This is a genomic window from Flavobacterium sp. 2, from assembly GCF_049949195.1.
Classification (GTDB): Bacteria; Bacteroidota; Bacteroidia; order Flavobacteriales; family Flavobacteriaceae; genus Flavobacterium.
This window is the reverse complement of sequence record NZ_CP188206.1, coordinates 19,953-44,945: the sequence shown is the minus strand read 5'-3', so window position 1 is coordinate 44,945 and position 24,993 is coordinate 19,953. Positions and strand designations below refer to the sequence as shown.

Below are 24,993 nucleotides of genomic sequence, written 5' to 3'. Positions count from 1 at the left end.
CTTTCAACATTTAAATGACTCACAGTAAAACATTTATAAACTTCAATTATAACCTTAATGTAGTTTTCTTATTCAATGTCTTACAATCGACTATGATATAATCTATTATGATTTCTTTCTTTAAAAGCCCTAATAATATTTAGTATTTCTGAATAAGTGTATTTATTACAAATATAAAAAAATAAATCAATACACAACCGGTTGTGTTATAAAAATTATTAATTTTTGATAAAAAAATAACTATAAAAAAACCATATACATCTTTTTTAAGCCAATAAGATGAAAAAATCGCATTTAAACTATTGCTTTAGGAAAAAAAATTATAGATATAGAACCGTTATTAAATATTCTTTGAACAAGTCGTAAAAAGAAACCGATAATATTTTTTTCAGTAATACGTTATTAATCAATAGTATCCATATTAAATCTACTTACTTATTGAATATTACTTTGAATTTTAGCAACCGCCGTTGCAACACCTATCTCTGGTTTTTTACACGCTTTATTTACGCATATATATATGTAGGTTTCATTTTCGACAAAACGGTTTTCTAGTAAAGGAAGTCTACTCTCTTTTGCGGATCCTGCAATTAAAATATTGGGCAAATAATGACTTTGAAGCTGATTCGTTTTGGCAACTGCATCTTTTCCTGAGATGGCAACTTCAAAATAATTATCAGTATAATTTAGCATTAAATCCAGCCAATTATAATATTCCATAGGAGATTCCAAAACATTCGTTTTTATATTATTCAGCATACGTTGTGCCATTTTTGAATAAGTATCGTTAGAATAATAATGTCCTAATAAAAATAAATTATGCGCAAAAATTGAGTTGGAACTCGGAATAACATTGTCCACAACTTCCATTTTTCTTGCAATTAAATCTGCAGAAGTTTGTGATGTAAAATAGAATAGACTTGATTTATTATCCTGAAAATGTTTCATAGCATAATCCGTTAATTGTTTGGATTTGTTCAACCACTTCTCGTCAAGCGTAATTTGATACAGCGAAATAAAAGCATCGACAACTGTAGCATAATCCTCTGAAAAACCAGAAATACTGCTTTTCCCCTCCTTATAACTGTGATTCAAACTTCCATCTTTTTGCAATTGATTCTCTACAATAAAGTTGGCATTCTTTAAAGCGATTTCTTTATAATGTGGATTCTTAAATGCTCGATATGCAGATACATAACCTTTTATCATTAAAGCATTCCATGAAGTCAATGTTTTATTGTCTACATGCGGTCGGGCTCTCTTGTTTCTTTCTATTAAAAGCACTTGCTTCCAATTTTTAATTTTTGAATCCAATTGAGTTGAAGTCAATTTATTTTTAGCAGCAAAATCTTTATCGGATTGATTTTTAAACAAGACATATTTTTGGTTTTCCCATAAACCGTGTTCATTAATATTATAATATTCCTGGAAAAGCGGATAATCTGATTTTAATAAAAACTGCAATTCTTTTTTATCCCAAACATAATAAGCGCCTTCTTCTAATTTTTTTTCCTTGTTTTTGCTATCAGCATCTATCGAAGAATAAAACGCTCCATTCGAAGCCATGAGTTCCTTTTCTACAAAATTCAGTGTTTCGTAAACTGTTTTTTTATAAAGTTCATTTTTTGAAACCAGATAAGCGTCTGAATACAGACTAACTAATTGCGCATTATCATACAGCATTTTTTCAAAATGAGGAATGTGCCATTTTCCATCTACAGCATATCTCGAAAATCCACCTCCAATAGCATCATACATTCCGCCATCAGCCATTTTTGTAAGCGTATTGTCAACAAAATTCTGAATTGTTTTATCCTTATTCTGAACACTGTAACGAAGCAAAAATTGCAAAGAAGCCGGCATTGGAAATTTGGTTTGACCAACTAAACCTCCATCTTTAAAATCTAAATGTTCTTTCCATAATTTTACAGCCGCTGAAATTTCAGTTTTATTAAAATTTGCTTCGTTATTATTGACAGCAATCAATTGAGATTCTTGAATTCCTTTTACTAATTTATCTGCATATTCACTCGCCTTATTTGGATCTTTCTTATATAAATCAGAAATCTCGGTTAAAGCTTTTATCCATTGTTCTTTTGTAAAATAAGTACCTCCAAAAATAGGTCGGCCATCTGGGAGCGCAATACAATTTAACGGCCATCCGCCTTCGCCAGTCATCAATTGTACGGCATTCATATAAATCTGGTCAATGTCGGGACGCTCTTCCCTATCTACTTTTATGCTGATAAAATTGTCATTCATTAATTTGGCAACAGAATCGTTTTCAAAACTTTCTTTTTCCATAACATGACACCAATGACAGGAAGAATATCCTACTGAAATTATAATAAGTTTATTTTCTGCTTTTGCCTGATCTAAAGCTTCCTTATTCCATGCTTTCCAATTTACAGGATTGTGCGCATGCTGCAAAAGATATGGGCTTGTTTCATTGATCAAATCATTCGTATATTTATGATATTCTTTATCATCCTGTTTTTTATTACAGCTTACAAAAAAGCAGCAAACAAGTAGTAAACGGTATAGAATGCGCATAAAAAATAAAATAAAAAAGTGAGTATAATGATTTGAATTTTAGAAGCTTTTGAAGACTTATGAAGCGAAAATAGCAATTTATATTTAAAAGATTTATCGAAACAAAAGAATGCTTCAAATGTTGTATTAAAGGCTTCAAAAGTGACAAACTTATTTCAAGTTTCAAGCTATTTTTACAGATAGCATTTTATTCAAATTATAAAGAAGGGAAATTTTTGACAGATGAGAAAACTCAGTATTATTTTAACTATAAACCAATTCACAGATAGAAACAAAAAACAATACGTAAGTATTAGTAAAACATCTGAAAAACTTTCCGTAATAGAAAAAATAGGATATGGTTTGGGGGATTTTGCAGCGAATTTGATTTTTCAAACTCTGCTTACTTTTTTAGCTTTCTTTTACACCGATGTTTATAAGATTCCTGCCGGAACTGCAAGTATTATTATATTTATTGGCGGTTTTATTGGTGCTTTTTTTAATATCATTATGGGTATTATTGCTGATCGTACTCAAAGTCACTGGGGAAAATTCAGACCCTGGATTTTATGGACCGCTTTACCTTTTGGAATTGGTTCTGTTCTAACTTTTTTAACGCCAGATTTTAACGAAACCGGTAAAATCATCTACACATTACTGACTTACTTTTTCCTAGTGTTAATCTACTCGGCAAATAATTTACCGTATGTTGCCCTGAGTGGCGTTTTGACGGGTGATATGAAAGAAAGAAATAGCCTCTCTTCTTATCGTTTTGTAGCAGTAATGATTGCTCAATTTGTGATTCAGTCTCTTTTATTGCCATTAGTTTTGATTTTTGGGCATGGTGATAAAGCAGTTGGTTTTAAAAATACAATGATTTTATTTGCTGTAATAGGCACAATTTGTTTGCTGATAACTTTTTTTACGACCAAAGAAAGAATCCTGCCATCAAAAAATCAGGAATCTTCTGTGAAGCAGGATTTCATGGATTTGTGTAAAAATGGACCTTGGATGGTTATGGTTCTGGTTACAATTTTAGTATTTATAACCTTGTCATTAAAAGGCGGAATGTATGTTTTTTACTTTAAATATTATTTAGATCCAGCCGCTCAAACCGTCTTTCTGAATGATATTGGTTTTTCTTCATTTATTGAAAGTCTAAATAATTCTTTAATAAATATGGGACTTGTAGATTTGCAGTGGCCAAAAGATGTTCCAACTTCAGCGTTTAGTCTTTTTAATGCGGGAGGAATTATTTTTATGATTTTAGGCATTCTTTTTTCAAAATTACTGGCAGATTTCTTTGGTAAAAGAAATATCTATATCGCCTTTATTTTTTTATCGGCAATTAGCCTGCTACTTTTTAATTTTTACAGCAGAACCGCTATTAAAATGGTTTTTGTAACCCAATTAATTCATGGTTTTCTTTATGGAATAACAATTCCTTTATTGTGGGCTATGATTGCTGATGTGGCTGATTATAGCGAATGGAAAAACAATCGAAGAGCGACTGCTACTGTTTTTTCGGCCATGTTATTGGGGCTGAAAATTGGAATCAGTATTGGTGGTGCATTGGGAGCTGCTTTTTTGTCTAAATATGGCTACGTTGCCGAAGAAGTCAATCAGGTTCCGGCAGCAGTAGAAGGAATTAAACTTTCTGTAAGCATTTATCCGGGTTTTATATTCATTATAAGTGCCGTTTTATTATGCTACTACGTAATCGATAAAAAAATGGAAATCCAGATTGAAACCGATCTAAAAGAAAGAAGGGGAACGGAATTACAATAGTTACACCATTTAATAAAAGCCGTAAGCAGCAATTTATACGGCTTAGTTTTTATTTATCCGACAAAATATAAAAACCTGACACGTTTTGATACGCGCCAGGTTTGAAAATAGGAAACACTATTATGTATTTTAATCAATTATCTTTTCAATTATTCAGCTCCATCAGTCGTAGCTCTTGTGACAGCAAAACCAGCCACTTTTTTACCAAGTATTAATCCTTTTTCACAATCACTTCTGTAATGAATAGCGCCATACATTCTTGAGTTTGATGCTTCCAACGCCATTGCATCATATTCAGTTTTTTTAGCAGGAACAAAATGCGATAAAACTGTACTGGCAGCAGCACTAAAAGTAGAATGACCCGAAACATACGCTGGAAAATTAGGAACTCCTGTTGTGGTTTTAATCGAAGGATCCATTTGACATGGACGTGGATTGAAATAAGCATATTTTGCATCCCAGCAACTAATAGCAGCATCCATCATGGCAACATTTAACAAAGCTAAATTTCTTGCCCAACGAACTTCGCTGTAAGACTGTTGCACAAAAGTTTCAGAAGCAATGGCGTTCCAATGCCCCGGAGGTGTATAAGTATCTACTCCATCAGCCCAAAAACTTACAATTTCCAAATGTTCACGAGACTTGTCCTGACTGAACATTTTTATCTCGGCTAATTCTTTTGCAAAAGCTTCAGATTTTGTGGATGGCGGTGCAGGCGGACGATTTGCAACAACATCAGCTTCTGTCATCAAAAATGATTTTACTTTTCCAAATAATGGCAACATTGGCGGTCTCGCTGGTATTTCTAATGATTTCCATGGAATTTCTCCTGTTGCTGCAGTTTGCGATTCTAACGCTGCCCAAATTGCCGGCGTACCAATAGCTGCTCCGGCTCCATCAGTTGAAGCTCGAGCGATAAATTTGGCAGCAACCTTTCTTCCTAAAATTATTCCGGCGTCAACATCAGAACGAACATTGGCACCGCTTATAATACGGTATAATTTTTCTTCTTCGGCTTTTTCGTTTACATAAGCGATTTCTGTTGGAAATAATAATTTTAAAAGTTCAACGGTAACTCCCGTCACAACAGCATCTTCTGAAGGATAAGATGGCAAGGTGCTTTTAGGAATTAAAACTTGTAAGCTAGGATCAACAGTGTAAGGTGCTGCTCTGTTGTAAAGCTTTTTATAATGCCAGGCCGCAATCAGCGCATCGTATTGCGCAGCACTTACATAAGCATAAGCTCTTGCAGCATAAGGAGGATTAGAAAATGGAAATTGAGGATATGCAAACGGATTTGCTGCTGAAGGTGCCGGATAAGTCCCATCTTCATTTTGATATGGCGGACGATTATGTCTCGCAACCAATGTTCTCAAAATTTCATTCCAACGCAGTACGCTGCCTGCACTCCAATATTCTATTACGCTTTTTTGCTCTTTCGTGATACTAACCTGAAAGCTTTTAATTTCGTTAATTTCCCTTGTATAAGCAGGTGAATTTGTCGCAACAGGTACATCAATTGAGAATTCATCAGGCGCGGTTAAAAGATATGTTTTCCAACTGCCAGCTTCGGCATCCGTATTTTTCGGATTTAATTGTGGAAATTCTTCATTGCGCTGCGTAATATCATCATCACAGGAATAAATTAGTCCAATTGCAAAAACGAAAAGAATCAGACTTTTAAAGACTATTTTTTTTATATTATTTTTCATCTTATTTGCTTTTTTTATTAAAATTAATCAGGTAGAAAACGCCTCCGTAGAATGAAGTTGCTTGTCCAACATTTCTACCTTCTGTCACTACATTGTATCCGCCTACAATTGCTAATTCAGGTTGTTTTATAACCGTGTATTTTCCATTTAAACCCAATTTAAAAGCATTCATCGTATTACTTGGAAAAGGCATATTGTTTTTTGTAATGTCAAAACCTCCGGCCTGTGTAACCGAATTATCCACAACAGCTTCCGCAATTAATCTTGAAGAACGGTATCCAAATCTAAAATTAACGTTTATAACATCTGGCATATTGACTTCATTGGTATAATGAATTTCATCATCCAAATAAGAATTTCGATCAATTGTTATGTTCCCTCTTTTAAGATAAGCCGCAGAAAAAGTGGTGAAAAAATGCTGATATTGAACATCTCCCATTAATCGAAATGTTCCGGTATTGCTTCGCATACCAATGCTTAATGGTAAATAATCAGCCGGATAATCTGAGGTTGGCAGTGAATAACTTGCTAAACCCAATAAGGAATAGGTAACTGAACCAATTTTCTTTTTAATTGGCATGTATTTCAAAGTCATTGTTAAATCCTGCATTCCTTTTTGGCCCTTCATAGTTCCTGCGGTAGCGTTGGTTTCAACATACGGAATGGTGACAAGAAAATTCAGCTTGTCTAATATTCCATAATCTCCCATAAAAGCAGGACCTTGCGCAGATACAGTTCCAAGGTTAAGATTTTCTCTTTTAAAAGTTCCCTCCCAATATTTATCCCAGCTGCTGTATTGATAAACCGCTCCAAAGCAAAAATTATTTTTATTCATCATCAATGCGTCTATATCGGTTTGTGCATTCATCATAAGGGGAATTATGAAGAGACAGCACAAGTATATTTTTTTCATTTTTAATTTGTTTTTGTTGGTTAATAGTTTGTTTCTGTTTACTCATTCAGTATTTGCTGATTCTGAATCGCAGAATTTGCAGTAAACTTTTCCTGCTCTTTTTTCAAACTCATTGCTGTATAATAATCCTCGTTGTATTTTCCGGCAATAACCAGCGCTCCTGCTACCAAGACAATATTCTTGATAATATACTGACCCGCCAATGTTGGTTCATAAGGAAAGATTTCAAAACAACTGGATTTTAGAATAAAAAAAGTGGATAGCGTTGCTGCCATGTGCAATAAAAGCAGTACAATAGTTACCGGAATCAATTTTCTTACGAGTAATCCCAAACCTATACATACTTCGCAAATACCAAGTATTGGAATAAAAAATTCTGGCTTTAACCAAAAAACAGTTTTCGCTACCATGTCACCTGCAGGGCTAAGACCGAAGATTTTAAGAAGTCCAAACCAAATGTAAATGATGACAAGCGCCATACGCATTAAGTAAACACTGTGTTTTCCTATTTTATCACTTAATGAGAAATAGAAAGAGTTAAAAGTAGTTTTCATTTGTCTTCAAGTTTTGGATTATTAATTAGGAGTGTCTAAAAACAATTCCTTACAATGTCTTCATGACACTGTAAGTATTGTTTTTAAAAGTCAGGCTTGAACTCAAAATCAGAGTTTAGAATTTTTTCCTGACTTGTTTTTTACTTTTAATTAATCCTGACGCTTTGTAAAAACGAATTGTTTTTAGTGACTAAGAGATATGTTTTTCCTTGCACTTTTATTTTTTCCATGTTTTTAACATCTCCCGGAGTAAAAAATCCGCTTTCAACTGCTGTTATTGACCTGAATTTTCCTTTTCCATTTCCTTTTAAATACAATCCGTGACCGGCATCGTTTCTAGGAGTTTCTACTTCAGAATTAAACATATTTCCGGTAATCAGTACATCCAAATTTCCATCTTTATCATAATCATCAACGATTATTTGGTTGATACAGCTCAGTTGTGCTTCAACAGGCAATTCATGAATTACAAATTTCCCGTTCTTATTTTCCAAATAAATACTGGCAAAAGATTTCACTTTATAATGCAGGGCTTCTTTAAGAGATTTTTCAGTATAAACATCCACCAGTGTAGCTTCTGAAAAACTTTCATAATCTTTGAATTTCTTCTTGATATTCGGAATTTGTTGTGATGAACAACCACGGCCACGCACCGGATATTGCTTACCATCATTATAATAACTCAATACAATATCTTTGTGTTTATCGTTGTCAAAATCTTTTACAAAAATGTCAAAAGTTTCATTTGGAGTGGCTTTGTATTTGTAATTCAATCCATTGTTTCCAACGATATAATCCATGTCGCCATCCTTATCAAAATCACCTTGCTGAATACTCCACCACCAGCCTGTCGTGTCATCGTTAAGTCCCATATCTTTTGTAACTTCTTTGAAACCTGCTTTTGAATTTTGAAAAATACGGATTGGCATCCATTCGCCTACTACAATAATATCATCTAATTTATCATTATTGATATCCGTGATTACAGCACTTGTTGCCATTCCGAGATTAATGAATTCTTTTGGTGCTTTTTTAGAAATTTCAAATTTTGGCTGTGACACCGTGCTGATATTGTGCAATAAATACGTTGTGGTTGGTGCTGGATATTGTCCCGGCACTTGTCTTCCTAAAACCAAAAGATCCTGTTTTCCATCCTTATCATAATCAATCGGATATACTTTTGAACCGCTTACAAGCATCCTTGGCAATACTCCAACTGGTGCTTTCGTAAAATCACCTTTTCCATTATTGATATATAATCTGTCTTGTAATTTTGGATCATTAATCAAAAATTCATAACCGCCACTTACTACATATAAGTCGTTATCCCCATCATTATCAGCATCAAAAATTAACGCACCCGTATCTTCACTAGCTTTATCCAATTCCAATGCCGGAATATTTTTTTCGACAAAACCATTTTTAGTCTGAAAAAACATTTTCCCGGAATAAGTTGCAGAACCTCCAATGAAATAATCTTCAAGACCATCTTTATTTAAATCTCCAACAGCAATCACAGGACCAAAAGTTGACATTTTATGAGGCAACAAAACCTGATCTTTAAAATCATCGTATTTATTTTCTTCGTGTTTAAAAACTGGGAAGATTTTGGTTTCAGCAGTAAATAATTGTTTTTTCGGGTTTGTAGTAGCTACGGCTTCTTCTTTAGCATCCTGCTCTTTTATATGAAGCGTTTGATTTGCTTTTACATTGTTTAACTTTTGTACTTTACCATTTGTCCAAACCACTTTTACTTCATCAATTGTATTTTCTTTACCTACACCAAAATGTAACTCAGGAGCAACAGATGACTGAAATCCTCTTGTTAAAGTAAGCTCTTGCATTTGAGTTCCTTTTTTGGTTCTCACATAAACACGATTTCCGAGACCGTAAATATTTTTTGAATTGCCTTTAAAATCTACTTTGATATAATTGTTGAGTTTTGAACTTGAATTTTCGAAAACTGATGCATAATCATCGATATTATTTACTACAATGTCTAAGTCGCCATCGTTATCTAAATCTACATAAGCGACTCCATTTGAAAAACCTTTAAATTCAATTCCCCATTTTTTATTTGCTTGCTCAAAATTTAAATTCCCTTTATTTTGAAACATGAAATTATCGATTTTCTCAGATGGAATTTCCTGAGATTTTTTAAGCAAATCTTTTGGTTTTAGATTTAACGTTTCAAGGCTATGAAAGAAATCGTTGTTGTTGATTTCTCTTCTTGTTCCATTCGTTACAAACAAATCCTTGTTTCCGTCATTGTCAAAATCGGCAAATAAAGGTCCCCAACTCCAATCTGTAGATGATGTTCCTGTGATACGCGATACATTGCCAAAATGCGGAATCCCATTTTCATAAACACCCGTATTTAACTGCATGCAATTGTGCATGTATTGGTAATTAAAACCTGCATCAATTACATCCCAAAAAAGTTTTGGATTCATGCTGGACATGTTTGCTTTTTTACGACGATTGTCTTTCGCATCCATATCTACCTGAAAAACATCTAAATTTCCATCGTTGTTAAAATCTGAAATATCAACGCCCATTCCGTAGAATGAATTATGCGCCATTGCCTCTTTTACAACTTCTTTAAAAGTTCCATCCTGATTGTTTATATACAGGAAATCTGGTGAGTTGAAGTCATTTGAAACATAGATATCAGGCCAGCTGTCATTGTTTAAATCGCCCACTGTGGCGCTTAATGATAATCCATAGTTTTTTACACCTGCCTGTTCGGTAACATTTGTAAAATGATTTCCATCATTTCGGTATAAATGCCCTGATTCATTTTCTTTAACATGAAGCATCATTTGTACATAATCACCCGTTGCCGAATTAAATTTAGTTGGCGGATAATTGGCTACAAACAAATCTAGATCACCATCTTTATCGTAATCAAAAAAAGTTCCCTGAACGCTGTTTCCTATGTCATCAATACCGTATTCTTTGGCTTTTTCAGTAAATGTTCCGTTGTGGTTATTGATAAACAATTGATTGTTTTTAGGGCCAAATTTTCCTCCCACACTACAATAAATATCTAGAAAACCATCTCCATTTACATCGGCCATGGTAACTCCTGTATACCAACGGCTATCACCTCCTACACCTGCTTTTTCTGTAATATCTTCAAATTTTAAATTTCCTTTGTTTAAGTATAATTTATTGGATACCTGATTTCCAGTAAAATAAATATCAACTAAACCATCGTTATTGATGTCTCCTGTTGCAACTCCTCCACCCAAATAAATATAGTTATAGGTAAAATAATTGAGAGAATCATTTTCTTTCAAGTTATTACTAAACTCAATTCCGGTATCAGAACGGTCTAAAGTGGTAAAGATCTTTTGATCAGAATCTTTAGAACAGCTTGCAAGTAATACTAAGCTCACAATACTCAAAAAACCTGCTATCGTATTTATGTTTTTCATTTTTATATTTCTAAAATTTATCAATTTGTCTAATGGATTAATCTCTTAACTCTTAGCATTTTATTATATACAGATAGGCGATCTCGCTCCGGCCGTAGGAAAGGAAAGTTTTTTAAGATTTATGCTTGAAAATTCTTTTTCGCCTTCAATAATTTTGATGAATTGATTTGGCTTTACATTTTTAAACACTTGCTTTTTTTGATTTTTTGGCCAGATAATTTCAATTTGGTCAATGATTTTTGCTTGCCCAATTCCAATTTCCATTCGCAATGCCGAGGCTCCGAAACTTCCACCTGAATTTAGGATTCTGTATATCGATCTTGAAATGCCGTTTTCTTTGAAACTTACTTTTATTTTGGCCCCAATTGCAGAACGATTACTCTCTGTGCCTTCTAACTTCATCTTTATCCAACGGTTGTTGTTTTGGCCTGGATTCAGGTATAATGAATTATTGAAAGCATCTCCAAAATAAGCACCTCCAACTTCAATGAAAATATCGCTGTCACCATCATTATCTAAATCATTAAAAGCTACGGCGTGCCCTTTTTGAAGATTTCCCATACGACTTGAAACTGTGACATCTGCGAATTTTCCGTTGCCCATATTTCTGAATAATTTATTAGGAGATAAGGATTTATAATCTGGATTTCCAGTGCCGAGGTACATATCCAGAAATCCATCATTATCAAGATCTCCAAAATTGGAACCCATTGCAAAAACGGTTTTGCTTAAACCAGACACCACGGAAACATCAGAAAAAGTGCCGTCATGATTATTATGATATAGATACATTTTGCTGCTTCCATTTTGAATATTTAATGCTTCCATTGCAATTTCACCTGCAATTGAACCATTAAACTGATAGCCGCAAACAAAAATATCCTGCCAGCCATCATTGTCGTAATCCCAAAACCAAGTTGGAAAAGTCATGACATTAATTCCTGCTAAACCAGCTTCATCGGTAACATCCTTAAATTGCGGAATACCATTTTTAAGTCCGGTATTTTTTAATAATATTTTCTTTTTATTCATTCCGGAAAGAAACAAATCGATATCGCCATCATTATCATAATCCGCTGATGTCGCTCCTTTGATATAACTAACAACATCACATTTAGCCGCTTTGGCTACATTTGTAAATGTTCCGTCCTGATTATTGAGATACAATTCAGAAGGATAAACTCCATCATCTGAGGACTCGTTTCCAATAAATAAGTCTAAATAACCGTCATTATTAAAATCGTTCCAGTTTCCGGCTTGAGTAGGAAATTCAGAATACAGACCACTTTTAATAGTAACATCTGTAAAAGTGCCATCGCCATTGTTGCGTAATAATGAGTTGGGTTGTCTACCGTATTTACGCATCCAGGCGCCTCTTAAAACGAAAATATCAACATCACCGTCATTATCATAATCTGCCTGAATCATATTCAAACCGCCTTTAAATCTTCCTATTTCTGAGCTTTTAGATAAATCCGAAAATTTTCCTTTTAGATCATTTTGATAGTAATGCATAACGCCGTCCAAACTCCAGTCTGAGGTTACAATATCCAAATAGTCGTCATTATTGAAATCATCCACAATCACTCCTCCAGACATATTTCTGCTCTTTATGCCAACATTTGGAGCGACATCTAAAAACGGTTTTACATGGTATTCTGAGTTATCTTTATTAAGATTTGGTATCAACCACTTTTGAGGAACTTCAGAAGGATAACCGCCTAATGTCATGTAAGCGATATTAAGCAACCATCTTGATTCATAATCATTTGGATCTAAATCCAATAACTTCTTATAAATTTCAATTGCATTTTGAGATCCCTGACGTATGGTGTGAATACCGTTTTTCTGAATAGGTATAATACACGATTCCGGATTGTGGTAATTGACACAATTTTGCTTTTCGCCAAGTCTCATATAAGCAATTGCCAGACATTTTAACGCTTGCGGATCATCTTTGCCATCAATATTTTTTTTTCTTTTGATGGCATTTTCCATAATTGACACCGATTCAGCTTCTTTCCCGAATTTCAATAATGCATTTCCTTTGTTTAATTCGTTGAATAATTTAAAAAAACCTTCATCAGAACTTTTAATTATTGAATCGTAATAAGCCACTTCTGCCTGAGCTGCGAATGGATTATTTTTCACATTATACATCTTCTTTCTGGCACCTAAAATCTTGATCATTTTATCATTAGGATTAGAAAAATAATCGCATGAAACCGTCAAAACAGATACTATAGATAAAAATATTAGCGGCTTAATTTTCATAATTAAAACATTTTTAAAATAGCAAAATCCCTTTTGAATATTAGAAAACTTATTCAATTGAAGTGATTTTATCGATCGTTTTGTTTCCGATATGAAAATTGTAGAATTTCCAAACCTCGTGAGCTACATTTCTACCCAGTTTTAGTCCTTCAACATTATCTGCCTGAATATGATAGCCTCCCATAACTCTGGAAATTCCAGCCATATTTGCTGTTTCTGTAAACGTTGGGAATTTTAGAACAACAGGTTTTCCGATGTTATTTGGTTCTGTCATTGATCCTGGCGTACTCACAGTTGCAGACTCTCCAAAAGTGTCATTTCCTGTCCATAATTTTAATGCTTCACCGCAACCTCCACTAATTGTACTATGTCCGGAAACATAACCTGGAAAAGCTGGACATAAAAAAATATCTGGTGAATACGGTCTCCAGTCTTGTCCTTTCATATCTATATTTCCAAAACCAGGTCCGCCCCAGGCATTTATAGTCTTGTCTTTAAAATAATAATGTACCAAAGCATAAGGACGAGCAAAATCGTAAAACATTTTAGTATCCCAACATGCTATAAAACAGTCCATAGCCGTCACCTGATTGTAGAAAAACATTTTTACATCCTGATCCAGCGTGTGCTTATCACGTCTTGAAACATCCTGAGCAAATTTTAGCCAATGCCCAGCTTGTTGTACTGATTTTGGACCATCACGCATAAATTCTACTAATGCCTTTTGTTCGTTAGTAAGATTATGTTGCAAGTCGATTAATTCTTTAACTTCATTTTTAAGTTGTTCTGAATCTAAAGAAGGCGGAGGCATTGCACGAAACTGATCTCCAGATTTTAAACCAACAGGCTTTACTTTGCCCCAAAATGGTGTCATACAACCTGGCGCGAACTTACCGCCTTTTCCGTCTGAAAAATATTTTGGTTGCCAGTGATTTACATCAATCATTTCATCTGCAGTATTTACTGGCTTGTAATTTACATAGTTAAAATAGGGAGTTCCGTTTGAACCGTCTTCTTCTCCATATTGATTTGAGCCGTCGTGTTTTCTAGCTTCAATTACCGCTTTAGCCGCTAAATTCCCTATTCCTACTGGTGTTTTAGGATCGAGAGATTTATCGTTAGGATCCAATCCTAATTCAATCATATAAGCCTTAAACATTTCTTTATCCGAAAAATAATATTCACTTAAGGCACCATAAGCAGCATAACTAATAGCAATCTCTTTGTTTTTGAGTGTCTGTTCTTTCTGAGGTCTTCTTTCTGCATCTTTTAAATATACCGGAATTGCCTTTTGATCATAACGGCTCCATGCATCAAAAACAGCAACAAAAGTTAATCCTAAAAAACGGGAAGTTACGGTTGGTCTTGGCTTAAATTTATCCGTATCATTTGCTGTTGCACGAATAGCAATTTCGCTCCATTTATAAGCCATATTGCTTGCTCCTGTTGGTTCAGGTTGTTTTTTATTGTCTTTGTTTTGGGCAAACGCAGATAGGCTTAAAGCACTAAACAGTAGCACTTTAAACAAAAATTTATAAATTTTCATTTGGTTAGGTTTATATGGTTATGTAATAGTTTCTTAAATCAATTATTCTAATTGATTAAGTGAAAAATTTAAATAATCAGAATTCATCTTATGGAAACTCCAAAGATTGAATTGAGGACTTGATTAATAGTCAAGATCTTTTAAATTTTTAACGTGAAAGAAATATTATACCATATCGGGAGGAGGACAAATGGTAGTAAAATACCCTGAAAGAAGGTCTCTTTTTGGAGTATACGGACACAATTTTTCAGGGAAAAATACTTTGGATGCAGTAACAACCAAATCAATTGTATCATTATTAGGAATGTAATCCGTAATGAAGGATTTCATTAATTTTTTACTTGGATTTTCTTTGTTAGAAGAGGTGTCAAATATTTGACTGTCAACAATCTTTTTTAAATCCTTGCTAAAAACTTTGGTATAGGAATTTTTTAGGCAATATAACTTTAAGACATTGTTTACTATTCTCTTCTTAAAAACATGATAGGTCTTATTTTCAATGGTAAAATCTTCATTAACCTCTTCAAAACCAGAATCTACGACATATGCATAAGGATCGATTTGAACTTCAATCACTTCAAAATTTGAATCCTCAGTTTTTTCCATAGCAGTCACCCATACTTGCTCTTGTTGTTCAGCAAACATCATATAAAATCCTAAAACATTGTAAAACAATGTTACGATTAAAAAAAGTGATGCAATTTTTTTCATCTTGAATAAAACTGGTCTGTAGTATTTAAAAATGTATTTTAATAGTAAAACAGAAAATTATAAGTGTCTAAATTTTAATGGTTTTTCAGAATATAAAATAGTGATAAACAGCGCACTTGCATGCGCTGTTTGTCAAACTACTAACTAACTCTAACTTAAACTAACTAACTTCGTTCAATTAATAGCCCGGATTATTATTACTAGGCTTAATATTTGGATTTGAAGATGTTTCTCTATTTGGTATTGGCCATAATTCGCTTTTACCAGCTTTAAAACCAGTTCCTGCTAATTGAGTACTAGCAATGCCCCATCTAATTATATCATCAAAACGAACTTGCTCACCAGCCAATTCTACTTTGCGTTCGTGAATAAGAGCCGTAAAAACCTGATCTTTTGTAAGTGTTGTTGCCAACAATGGTACACCTGCTCTTGCGCGAACCTGATTAATGTAACCAATAGCTGTCGCTTGTACACCGCCAGATCTTAAGCTTTCACATTCAGCCATCATAAGCAATACATCTGAATAACGCATAACTTTGAAGTTGATACTTGAATCAAGATTTTCATCAGTACGTTTATAATAGTTTTGATATTTTTTCCAGCCTGCTCTTCTTAAACCTTCTGATGAAGAAAAATTAGCAGCTGTCATCGTGTTGTTTCCGTTATTATATTTAGATCCCGGAACGTAAAAAGTATCTCCAAAACGTTTGTCGTTTGCCTCATATTCATCTAACAAATTATCAGACGGATATACATTGTACCAACCAAGATTACCATATTCCTGACCTCTAAGCGTAGATTCGGCAACACCATCTCCGGCAGTATCACTACCCCATTTGTCAGCTACTCCTAATTTTTCATCATATTCAATTTCAAAGATTGATTCTGGCCCATGCTCCGTTTCATCCATAAAATTGTTATAGAAATTAGTTTCTAAGCTAAATCCTGTCACTTTACTGAAAGCAGCTAAAGCTTCATCATATTTCTTTTGATACAATAATGCTTTTCCTAAATAAGCAAAAGCAGCTTCTTTGGTTGCTCTTCCTTTGTCTTCAACACTTTTGCTTAATAAATTTTTAGAAGCAAAATCAAAATCAGAAACAATCAATTTATAAACTTCATCTTTAGGGCTTCGTGGATTACCAACGATAGTCTGTTTTGTATAAATTGGCAGATCTCCAAAACGAGGTACTAATAAAAAGTAATAGTATGCTCTTAAAAAATGAGCTTCTCCTAAAAACTTATTCTTTTTCTCTTGTGATAAAATTGAACTTGGCAAAGCATTAATTTTATCTTCATTGTCTAAGACAAAATTCGCTTTGGAAATTCCTAAATAACAAGTTTCCCAATAAAATTGGATAATGTCACTACTTGCATCAAAAGAAAAATCAAGAAAAGGTTTTTTGTTTCCTTCTAATTGTGGATTTCCTTTATTTTCCTGAGCCATATTATCTAAAGCAAAGAAAATATGTCTTGCGTATAGTCCTCTGGTTTGTAAGTTTGCATATGCAGCATTTACTGAAGCTTGCACCTGAGTTTCACTTTTAAAGTACGTTTCCGGCGATAGCTCATTTGGGTTACTCAATTCTAAATCATTGTCGTTGCATGAATTTATTGTAAAAATCCCTAACAATATTGCAACTGTATATTTTATTTTTCTCATCATCTTTATAAATTAAAATGTAACATCAAGTCCAAAAATTACTGATTTAGGTTGTGGATATCTTCCTATATCAATTCCGGCAGAATTTGCATTAGCATCTACACGAGCAATTTCAGGATCTAAACCAGAGTACTTTGTAATTGTAACAAGATTTTGCGCACTTACATAGAATCGGATATTTGAAAAATGGTTGTCAAAAGCATCTCCAGATAAAGTATATCCAAGAGTCACATTTTTTAACCTAGTATAAGAACCATCTTCAACATATCTTTGACTTGCAGATGACCAGTTTTGACCCGCTCCAAGTGCTCTAGGTAATGTAGCCGAAGGATTGGTAACTACTCCATTTTGAACAATTGATCTGTCTAAAACATCTGTACTAGCATTAAATAAACGCTGCATAGCTTCTAAATCAAATTTATTTGAATTGAAAACGTCATTTCCGCTAACTCCAGTTATAAAACAGTTGAAATCGAATTTTTTATAAGCTGCTGTAAGGTTTAAACCATATGTGAAATCTGGATATGGATTTCCAATATTTGTTTTATCTTCTGAGTTGATAACTTTATCACCGTTTCTGTCAACAAATCTAATATCACCAGGTTGTACAGTAGTTTGTCCTGCACCTAAAGCTGCATCTACTTCTGCTTGATTTTGATAAATTCCATTCGTTTGATAACCCCAGAAATAAAATAATGGCTGACCAACTTCTAGTCTTGAAAAGCTCTCCAGACCGGCTCTTCCTGACGGCCCGCCTAATACGCTAGTTACACCCGGTGCTAAACTTGTTACCTCGTTTTTACTTGTTCCTAAGTTCGCAACAGCTGACCATGTAAAATCACCTTTTCTGTCGTTGTAGCCAAGTGAAAGTTCAAATCCATGTACTTTTGTATTAGCAATATTTTGAGTTTGAGTTCCTCCACCAGCTGAACCTACAGAAGCAGGAAGCGGTACTGCGAAAAGGATATCACTACCTTTATTATTGAAATATTCAAAACTTCCAGTGAATGCTTCATCAAATAGTCCAAAATCCAAACCTATATTTCTATCTGTTTTAGACTCCCATTTCAAATCTGGATTAGAAGCTCTACCAGCTGTAACACCTGAAGCTGCTGCTCCGTTAATTGGATAAATATAATTTGCCGCTAAAGTTCCGCTGTACTGATAATTGTCGATAAGGTCATTACCTGTTGTTCCAGTACTTGCTCTAAGTTTCAATGTGCTGAATATAGAATTTGCCATAAAACTTTCTTTTGCAATATTCCAACCTAAAGCAACAGAGTAAAAATTACCATAGCGATTATTAGAACCAAAACGAGAAGATGCATCTCTACGTCCTGAAATTGCGAATAGGTATTTATCATCATAGTCGTAGTTAATACGAGCTACATAACCTAAATTATTTGTTTCACTGCTTGTTGATGCTAAATTTGCATCTTGAAGTCTCAATTGATCAATTTCATCTGAAATATAATAACGGCTACTTGCTACAAGATTCTGAAATTTATTCTCAATTTTAGTAATTACTCCTACTGCTTCTACGTGATGTTTTTCTGCAATGGTAGTTTTGTAAGTTAAACTATTATCGAAAACAATAGTTTGACCTTGAGAATTTGTTTCTGCAGTTGATGAATAAGCTTGTTTATGAGCTGAACCATCAGCATAACTTGGAATAAAAGTATGATCTTCGTTTGTAAAATAATCCAATGCAACTTGTGATCTGAATTTCAATCCTTTAATGATTTCTACTTCAGCGTAAATGTTTCCTATTATAGATAAACCCTTAATGTATTGATATCCTAAATTTGCCACACGAACTGGGTTTTCTGCATCCTGCCCATCAGCAGTAGAAGGACCTTGATAACCTCCTAAATTATTTGCATTGTAAACAGGTAAATAAGGTGCCATTTTAATAGCATGCTCTAATAATGTTCTACCTCCCGAAGCACGCTCTGGATTAGTTTTACTAAAAGACACTCCAATATTACTTCCAACTGTTAACCTTCCAATGGTTTGTGTATTGTTTGCTCTGAAAGAGTAACGCTCAAAACCAGTATTTATAACAGCTCCTTCTTGTTTTAAATATCCAGCAGAATAACGGCTTGTAGAATTATCCGTTCCGCTTGAGAAACTTAGATTATAATCCTGCATTACACCATCCTGAAAGATTTCGTCTTGCCAATTTGTATTTATGTTTCCAAATTCAGCTGCTCTAGCTGTTAAGTCACTTCCTAAATCTTTTGCATATTTTAGGTATTGCTGTGTATTCAGAACATCATATCGTTTAGTAATTCTTTGAAAACCTGCATAAGAACTAAAATTTAATGTTCCTGCACCTTTTTTTCCTTTTTTTGTTGTTACCATAACTACACCATTATAGGCTTTAGAACCATATAATGCAGTTGTTGAAGCATCTTTTAAAACGGAAATACTCTCAATATCACTAGGATTTAATCCTGATAAGTTACCTGTTAAAACTCCATCGATTACATATAAAGGTGTACTATTTCCCATTGTAGCTAAACCACGAATACTAACCGTTGGACTAGTACCCGGTGCACCATTTACAACAGTAACACCTGCTGCTCTACCTTGCAAAGCAGACTCTGCATTAGTAATAGGCACTGCTGTAATATCTTTTGATGTAACGGTTGAAATTGCTCCAGTTACCTTAGTTCTTTTTTGCGTACCGTAGGCAACAACAACTTCCTGCAAGTTTTGTGCTGATTCAACAAGTGTAACATCAATTGTGCTACGAGTTCCTACTGCAACCGTTTGCGTAACTAAGCCAACATAAGAATATATTATTTTGTCTGTTGGATTAACTCCTTTTAAAGAATACTTACCGTCAAAATCTGTCGATGCACTATTGTTTGAACCTTGTACTGTAATACTGGCACCAGGTAATGGAAATCCCGAAGGATCTGTAACCACACCTTGTACGGTCTTGGATTGTGCCATCATATTCTGATAGCTTATCATCAGCAATGCGATTATTGCAAATTTTAATTTTAACTTCATATTAATTGGTTTTTTGTTTTAGTTAAATAATTTGTTGGTTGTAAAGTTTTGTTTGTTTGTTATTTATTGTACTGATCGTTTTTTTAATTTCAGAAACTAATTATCGAACGCATTTTATTTTTTTCGCAATTGATAAATTCTGTTCTTAAATTCTGATTTTAAAAAGTTGCTCACAATACATAAATATGGTTTTAATTCATGTTCTAGTTGGTTTAAGATTGTTAGTAATTTCTTTCATGTTTATTTTTAATTTTGATTATACCAAAAGTAGATTGTTAACATAAATTTCACATACTACATTTGATGCATAATCTATCAAATTTGTAGCATCATAGTTAAAAAAATAGCAAATTCAGGGTTTTACAGCGCTTAATCAATAGAAATGAAAAATATATTATTACTAATTTTAGCATCTTATTTTTTGGATATGAAAAAAATAAACGACTTATAAATTCCTATTTCGCAATCTGTAAGAGATAAAATCAAGCCCAATATTTCTTCTTTTTAAAAAAATAAAAAAGACTAAAAACAGCATAATATGCAGTTTATAAAAACCGGTTAATTGATTCATAAAAGCAAAAAAAAAGACGAAATAATTCGTCTTTTTTAGAGGGAAAATTGATGTAATTAACTATTGCTTACTTTTTGTGTTGGCAGACATCCAAATTTTTCTTTATAACATTTAGTAAAATAAGATGGAGAACTAAAACCTACTTTATAACTGATTTCCGCTATATTATCATTTCCTAATTCAATTAGTTCTTTAGCCTTTTCTAAACGAACATTCCTAATAAATTCATTGACTGATACACCGGTTAATGTCTTGACTTTACGATATAATTGGCTTCTGCTCAAAAAAACATTCGATGCCAAAACTTCTACGCTTAATTCAGTTTCATGGATATTTTCATTGATATAATTCAGAACATTTTTAATGAATTCATTGTCTAAAGTCGTAGTTTTTTCTTTAGCTGTTGAAGTAATTCCGTTATAGAATTTATTGAACATAATTTGCCTGCTATTAATCAATTGTACTAAGCTGGATCTCAAAATATCCATGTCAAACGGCTTACTCAAATAGATATCAGCTCCAGAATCAATTCCTTCTAATCTATCTTTTACTAAGGCTTTTGCTGACAACATCATTAACGGAATATGACTCGTTTTTAAATTGGCTTTTATATTTTTACATAATTCCAAACCATTCATAACAGGCATAATCACGTCGGTTAAAATTAAATCAGGTAGTTTTTGTAAAGCTAAGTCCAGACCAACTTGCCCATTTTCTGCAACGATGACTTTGTACTCTTTTTTGAGTTCACTCTTTAGATAATTTCGAAGTTCAACATTGTCTTCAACAATCAAAACCGTATAAGTACGGTCTTGTTGTTCGTCCTCCTCTATCAATTGAATTTCTTCTTTTTCGACTATAGGCTTGAAACTAATTTTGTTTTCCTTTTTATATTCTTCAAACAATATTTCGCTTTCATTAAAAAATTCCTTTCCAACAGGGAACAGCAATTTAAAAACGGTCCCTACTCCCAATTCACTTTCAACTTCGATTATTCCTTTATGTAATTCTACAAATCCGCGAACCACTTCCAAACCAATTCCTGTGCTTCCATAATATGCTTTGTTCAAATTGTTTACCTGATAGAAACGATCAAAAATTCTTTTAATATCTTTTTTATCTAATCCAGAACCCGTGTCTTCAACAACTATTGTAAAATAAGGAGCAGCATCCGATGAATCAATTAAAGGAAAATGAATTTGTTCGTTATTAATGATGATTTTCACCATAATTTTTCCGTTATCTGGAGTAACTTTAAAAGCATTTGAAACGACATTAAAAATAATTTTTTCAAACATTTTAGGGTCGATCCAATCTTTCAGTGAAGTTTTATTGGATTCAAATTGCAACTGAATTCCGCGGCTTAGTGCTTCTTCATTAAAATAACTGACAACTTCTTTTGTAAAACCAACTACTTCAATCAATTGCAATTGAAGGCTCATTTTATTAAACTGAAGTTTATTAAAATCCATCAACTCATTAATCAGTCGAGAAAGTCTGTCAGAACTTTTTTGAATCGTTTGCAATTTATTCAATACACCTTCTGGAAGCTGTTGGCTATTATTTTTGATTATATCGCCTAAAGGATTTAATATCAATGTAAGCGGCGTTCTGAATTCATGTGAAATATTGGTAAAAAACTGTAATTTTTTATTGTTTAATTTTTCAATCTGAATGGCTTTTTGTTTTTCAAACTCGATCATTTGTTTTTGTTTGAATCGATTTTGATAGTACTGATTGGCAAAATGAATTGCTGCCCCTAATAAAAGAGTATAAAATAAATACGCAAAAGATGTTTTCCACCAAGGCGGTAATATCTCGATTTTTAATTCCAGCGGCACCTTGCTCCAAGCTCCATTTTTTTCTGAAGCTTTAACTTTAAATGTATAATTTCCGGGAGCTAAATTGGTATAAGTTGCCGAACGTTTGTTTCCGACATAATTCCAGGAATCATCAAAACCTTCTAAATAATAGGCAAATTCATTTCGGGCCGGAAAAGAATAATTTACCGCAATAAAATCAATTGTAAATACAGACTGATCGTGTTTAAGAATTATTTTTTTTGTTTCAGAAAGTACTTTTATAAGTGGCGAATTTTTTTCGAGTGGTCCGACCGATTTATTAAAAAGCTTTAAATCAGTAAAATAAACAGACAATTGCTTTTTACTTTTAACTAAATTAGAAGGATTAAAATAGTTTAAACCTTCGTAACTTCCAAAATAAAGCATTCCATCTTCATCTCTAAAAACTGCATTGTTATTGAAATCATTCCCTAGCAAACCATCATACGTAGAATAGTTGACTGTAGTATTGTTTTTTAAATTCAGTTTGGTGATTCCTTTCTTTCCGCTTAACCAAATACATTCGTCATTAGATTCTGTAATCGCCGAAATAGATTTTTCATGCAGTCCTTTAAAGTTTATGTACCACTTTAGAACATCTGTTTTTTTATTGTAACTGAACAATCCTGCGCCATCTGTCCCAATCCAGATTTCTTTGTTTTTAGCCTGATATAAAGCATTGATTGTATGAGTACTTTTATGATTTTTAAGTTTCTCCGACATTTTATCTCTAAAAGAAGTCACAGAAAAAGTGATAAAATCATTCGTAACCACTTTATAAAGTCCAGTTGTTGAACCAACCCAAACAGCATCATCTGAATCAACCATTACATTTCTGATGTCAATATTTGTTATTGCATTTGTCAAAAATGGCTTCGCATTGCAATGGTGAAATTGTCCGTCTGACGGGGTATAATAATGCAATCCTTTAGCAAAAGTTCCAATCCAAATTACACCTCTGGAATCTTCAGTAATGCTCATAATATTATCTGAGGCGAGATTAGGAGTATTTTTGGTATTATAATTAATGAAACTCCTGCTTCCTTTCTTTAAAAGAAAAATTCCTTCATTCCAGCTCGATAACCAGATATTTTGTTTTTTGTCAATAAATACCTTTGTGATATTATCATTGGTTAATCCAGAATATAGACTAGGATCTGATTTGGTAATATGTTTAAAGTCTTTGGTTATGGGATTATAAACATCCACTCCGCCACCTTCCATGGAAATCCATAATTGTCCCTGATGGTCTTTTGCAATTCCAGTTACACAATTTGTCTGTAAGGATTGTGGATTTCCAGGCAAACTTTCTATGATATTGACTTTACTGTTTATTTTATCAAAAACACCTAAGCCTTTATTGTAATATCCTAGCCAAATTCTATTCTCTTTATCTAAAAGTAAAGACCAAACCGAATTTGAGCTTAAACTGCGCGTATTGAATTTGCTGTTTACATATTTTTTTTGAACAGCACCCTGATCGTCTACAATGATTAAACCGTCATTTTCGGTCGCACAAAGAATTGTTTTAGAATCTCTTGCCAAAATTGACATGATCCTTTTTTTAGTAATGGGGTAGAAAAAAGCCTGTTTAACCTTAGAATGTAAATCTACTTTTATTAAACCTTTAAATCCGTCGCCAATCCATAAATTTTGATTACTGTCTAAACACATAGACACAATGCTTGCCGAGTGTATCCGATTGTCATTGCCAATGTTAATCTTTTTAGTCTCATTTTTTATAGGGTCGAATATTTTCAAACCTAAATTCGTTCCCAAGTAAATTGTTCCTTTTTTATCTTTTGCAAGACTATTGATAAGATAATTGGAGTTATTTGCTACATCAGAATTAACTTTGGTAATTTCCCGCGACGTAGTATTTAATTTTAGTAAACCGTTATTAACTGTTCCTAACATTAGATTTCCATTATTATCTTCAATAATGCTTTTAATAGAAATTACAGTTTCCTTTTTAATTTTCTTTTGAATATCAATACTCTCAAAATTATCTGAGTTTCGATTATAAAGACACAATCCTTCATCTGTCCCTATCCACAACCGGTTGCGAGTATCTACATAAGTAGCATAAATCAAATTGCTATTAATAGAATTACTTTTCTTGGAATTTTGCTCATACGCAACATAATTAACTCCATCGTATTTAAATAAACCAGCGCCATTTGTACCCATCCACATAAATCCAGACTGATCCTGTGAGATAGTATAAATGCCACTTTTCGAAGCTTCTTTATCTACTAATCGAAATTGATAGTTTTCAAATTTATTTTGAGAAAACAAATTGTTTACTACAAAAAATAAAATAACTATCGCTCTAACACAATTTTTTGGAGCCATAAATTATTGAGGAAATTTAAATTAAATATATACTTTTTAATTGAAAATGCAATTATTAACATGTTAATTAAA

Annotated in this window: 12 protein-coding genes; 1 reads left to right on the top strand and 11 read right to left on the bottom strand. The window is 33.2% G+C overall.

The features are described 5' to 3' along the window. Positions 1 to 435 precede the first annotated feature (435 nt). Entirely contained in the window at positions 436 to 2,553 is a 2,118-nt protein-coding gene (locus ACNFIH_RS00100) for a thioredoxin domain-containing protein (RefSeq protein WP_426484952.1), read from the bottom strand. A gap of 222 nt (positions 2,554 to 2,775) precedes the next feature. On the opposite strand from ACNFIH_RS00100, the gene ACNFIH_RS00095 reads away from it, so the two are divergent. Continuing rightward, positions 2,776 to 4,320, top strand: a complete 1,545-nt coding sequence (locus ACNFIH_RS00095) for an MFS transporter (RefSeq protein WP_426484951.1) — start codon at positions 2,776 to 2,778, stop codon at positions 4,318 to 4,320. 149 nt (positions 4,321 to 4,469) lie between these two features. On the opposite strand, the gene ACNFIH_RS00090 is transcribed toward ACNFIH_RS00095, so the two are convergent. The 10 genes from ACNFIH_RS00090 to ACNFIH_RS00045 form a co-directional block, all read right to left on the bottom strand. After that, positions 4,470 to 6,032 (bottom strand): phosphatase PAP2 family protein, encoded by a 1,563-nt coding sequence (locus ACNFIH_RS00090; protein WP_426484950.1) that lies wholly within the window; start codon positions 6,030 to 6,032, stop codon positions 4,470 to 4,472. A 1-nt stretch (position 6,033) separates the two neighbouring features. Then, positions 6,034 to 6,945 carry a hypothetical protein gene (locus ACNFIH_RS00085; protein ID WP_426484949.1) on the bottom strand — a complete coding sequence of 304 codons (912 nt, stop codon included), beginning with the start codon at positions 6,943 to 6,945 and terminating at the stop codon, positions 6,034 to 6,036. Between the two features lie 38 nt (positions 6,946 to 6,983). Continuing rightward, positions 6,984 to 7,499 carry a hypothetical protein gene (locus ACNFIH_RS00080; protein ID WP_426484948.1) on the bottom strand — a complete coding sequence of 172 codons (516 nt, stop codon included), beginning with the start codon at positions 7,497 to 7,499 and terminating at the stop codon, positions 6,984 to 6,986. Positions 7,500 to 7,645: 146 nt separating this feature from the next. Then, complete coding sequence (locus tag ACNFIH_RS00075; protein ID WP_426484947.1) at positions 7,646 to 10,939, bottom strand: VCBS repeat-containing protein; 3,294 nt, start codon at positions 10,937 to 10,939, stop codon at positions 7,646 to 7,648. 63 nt (positions 10,940 to 11,002) lie between these two features. After that, positions 11,003 to 13,213 (bottom strand): FG-GAP-like repeat-containing protein, encoded by a 2,211-nt coding sequence (locus tag ACNFIH_RS00070; protein WP_426484946.1) that lies wholly within the window; start codon positions 13,211 to 13,213, stop codon positions 11,003 to 11,005. 49 nt (positions 13,214 to 13,262) lie between these two features. Further along, positions 13,263 to 14,759, bottom strand: coding sequence for a vanadium-dependent haloperoxidase (locus ACNFIH_RS00065; protein WP_426484945.1), 1,497 nt, complete (start codon positions 14,757 to 14,759; stop codon positions 13,263 to 13,265). A gap of 165 nt (positions 14,760 to 14,924) precedes the next feature. After that, entirely contained in the window at positions 14,925 to 15,470 is a 546-nt protein-coding gene (locus ACNFIH_RS00060; RefSeq protein ID WP_426484944.1) for a hypothetical protein, read from the bottom strand. A gap of 178 nt (positions 15,471 to 15,648) precedes the next feature. After that, positions 15,649 to 17,136 (bottom strand): RagB/SusD family nutrient uptake outer membrane protein, encoded by a 1,488-nt coding sequence (locus ACNFIH_RS00055; protein WP_426484943.1) that lies wholly within the window; start codon positions 17,134 to 17,136, stop codon positions 15,649 to 15,651. Positions 17,137 to 17,145: 9 nt separating this feature from the next. Further along, entirely contained in the window at positions 17,146 to 20,154 is a 3,009-nt protein-coding gene (locus ACNFIH_RS00050; RefSeq protein WP_426484942.1) for a SusC/RagA family TonB-linked outer membrane protein, read from the bottom strand. A 627-nt stretch (positions 20,155 to 20,781) separates the two neighbouring features. Further along, positions 20,782 to 24,921, bottom strand: a complete 4,140-nt coding sequence (locus tag ACNFIH_RS00045) for a two-component regulator propeller domain-containing protein (RefSeq protein ID WP_426484941.1) — start codon at positions 24,919 to 24,921, stop codon at positions 20,782 to 20,784. Between the last annotated feature and the right edge of the window lie 72 nt (positions 24,922 to 24,993).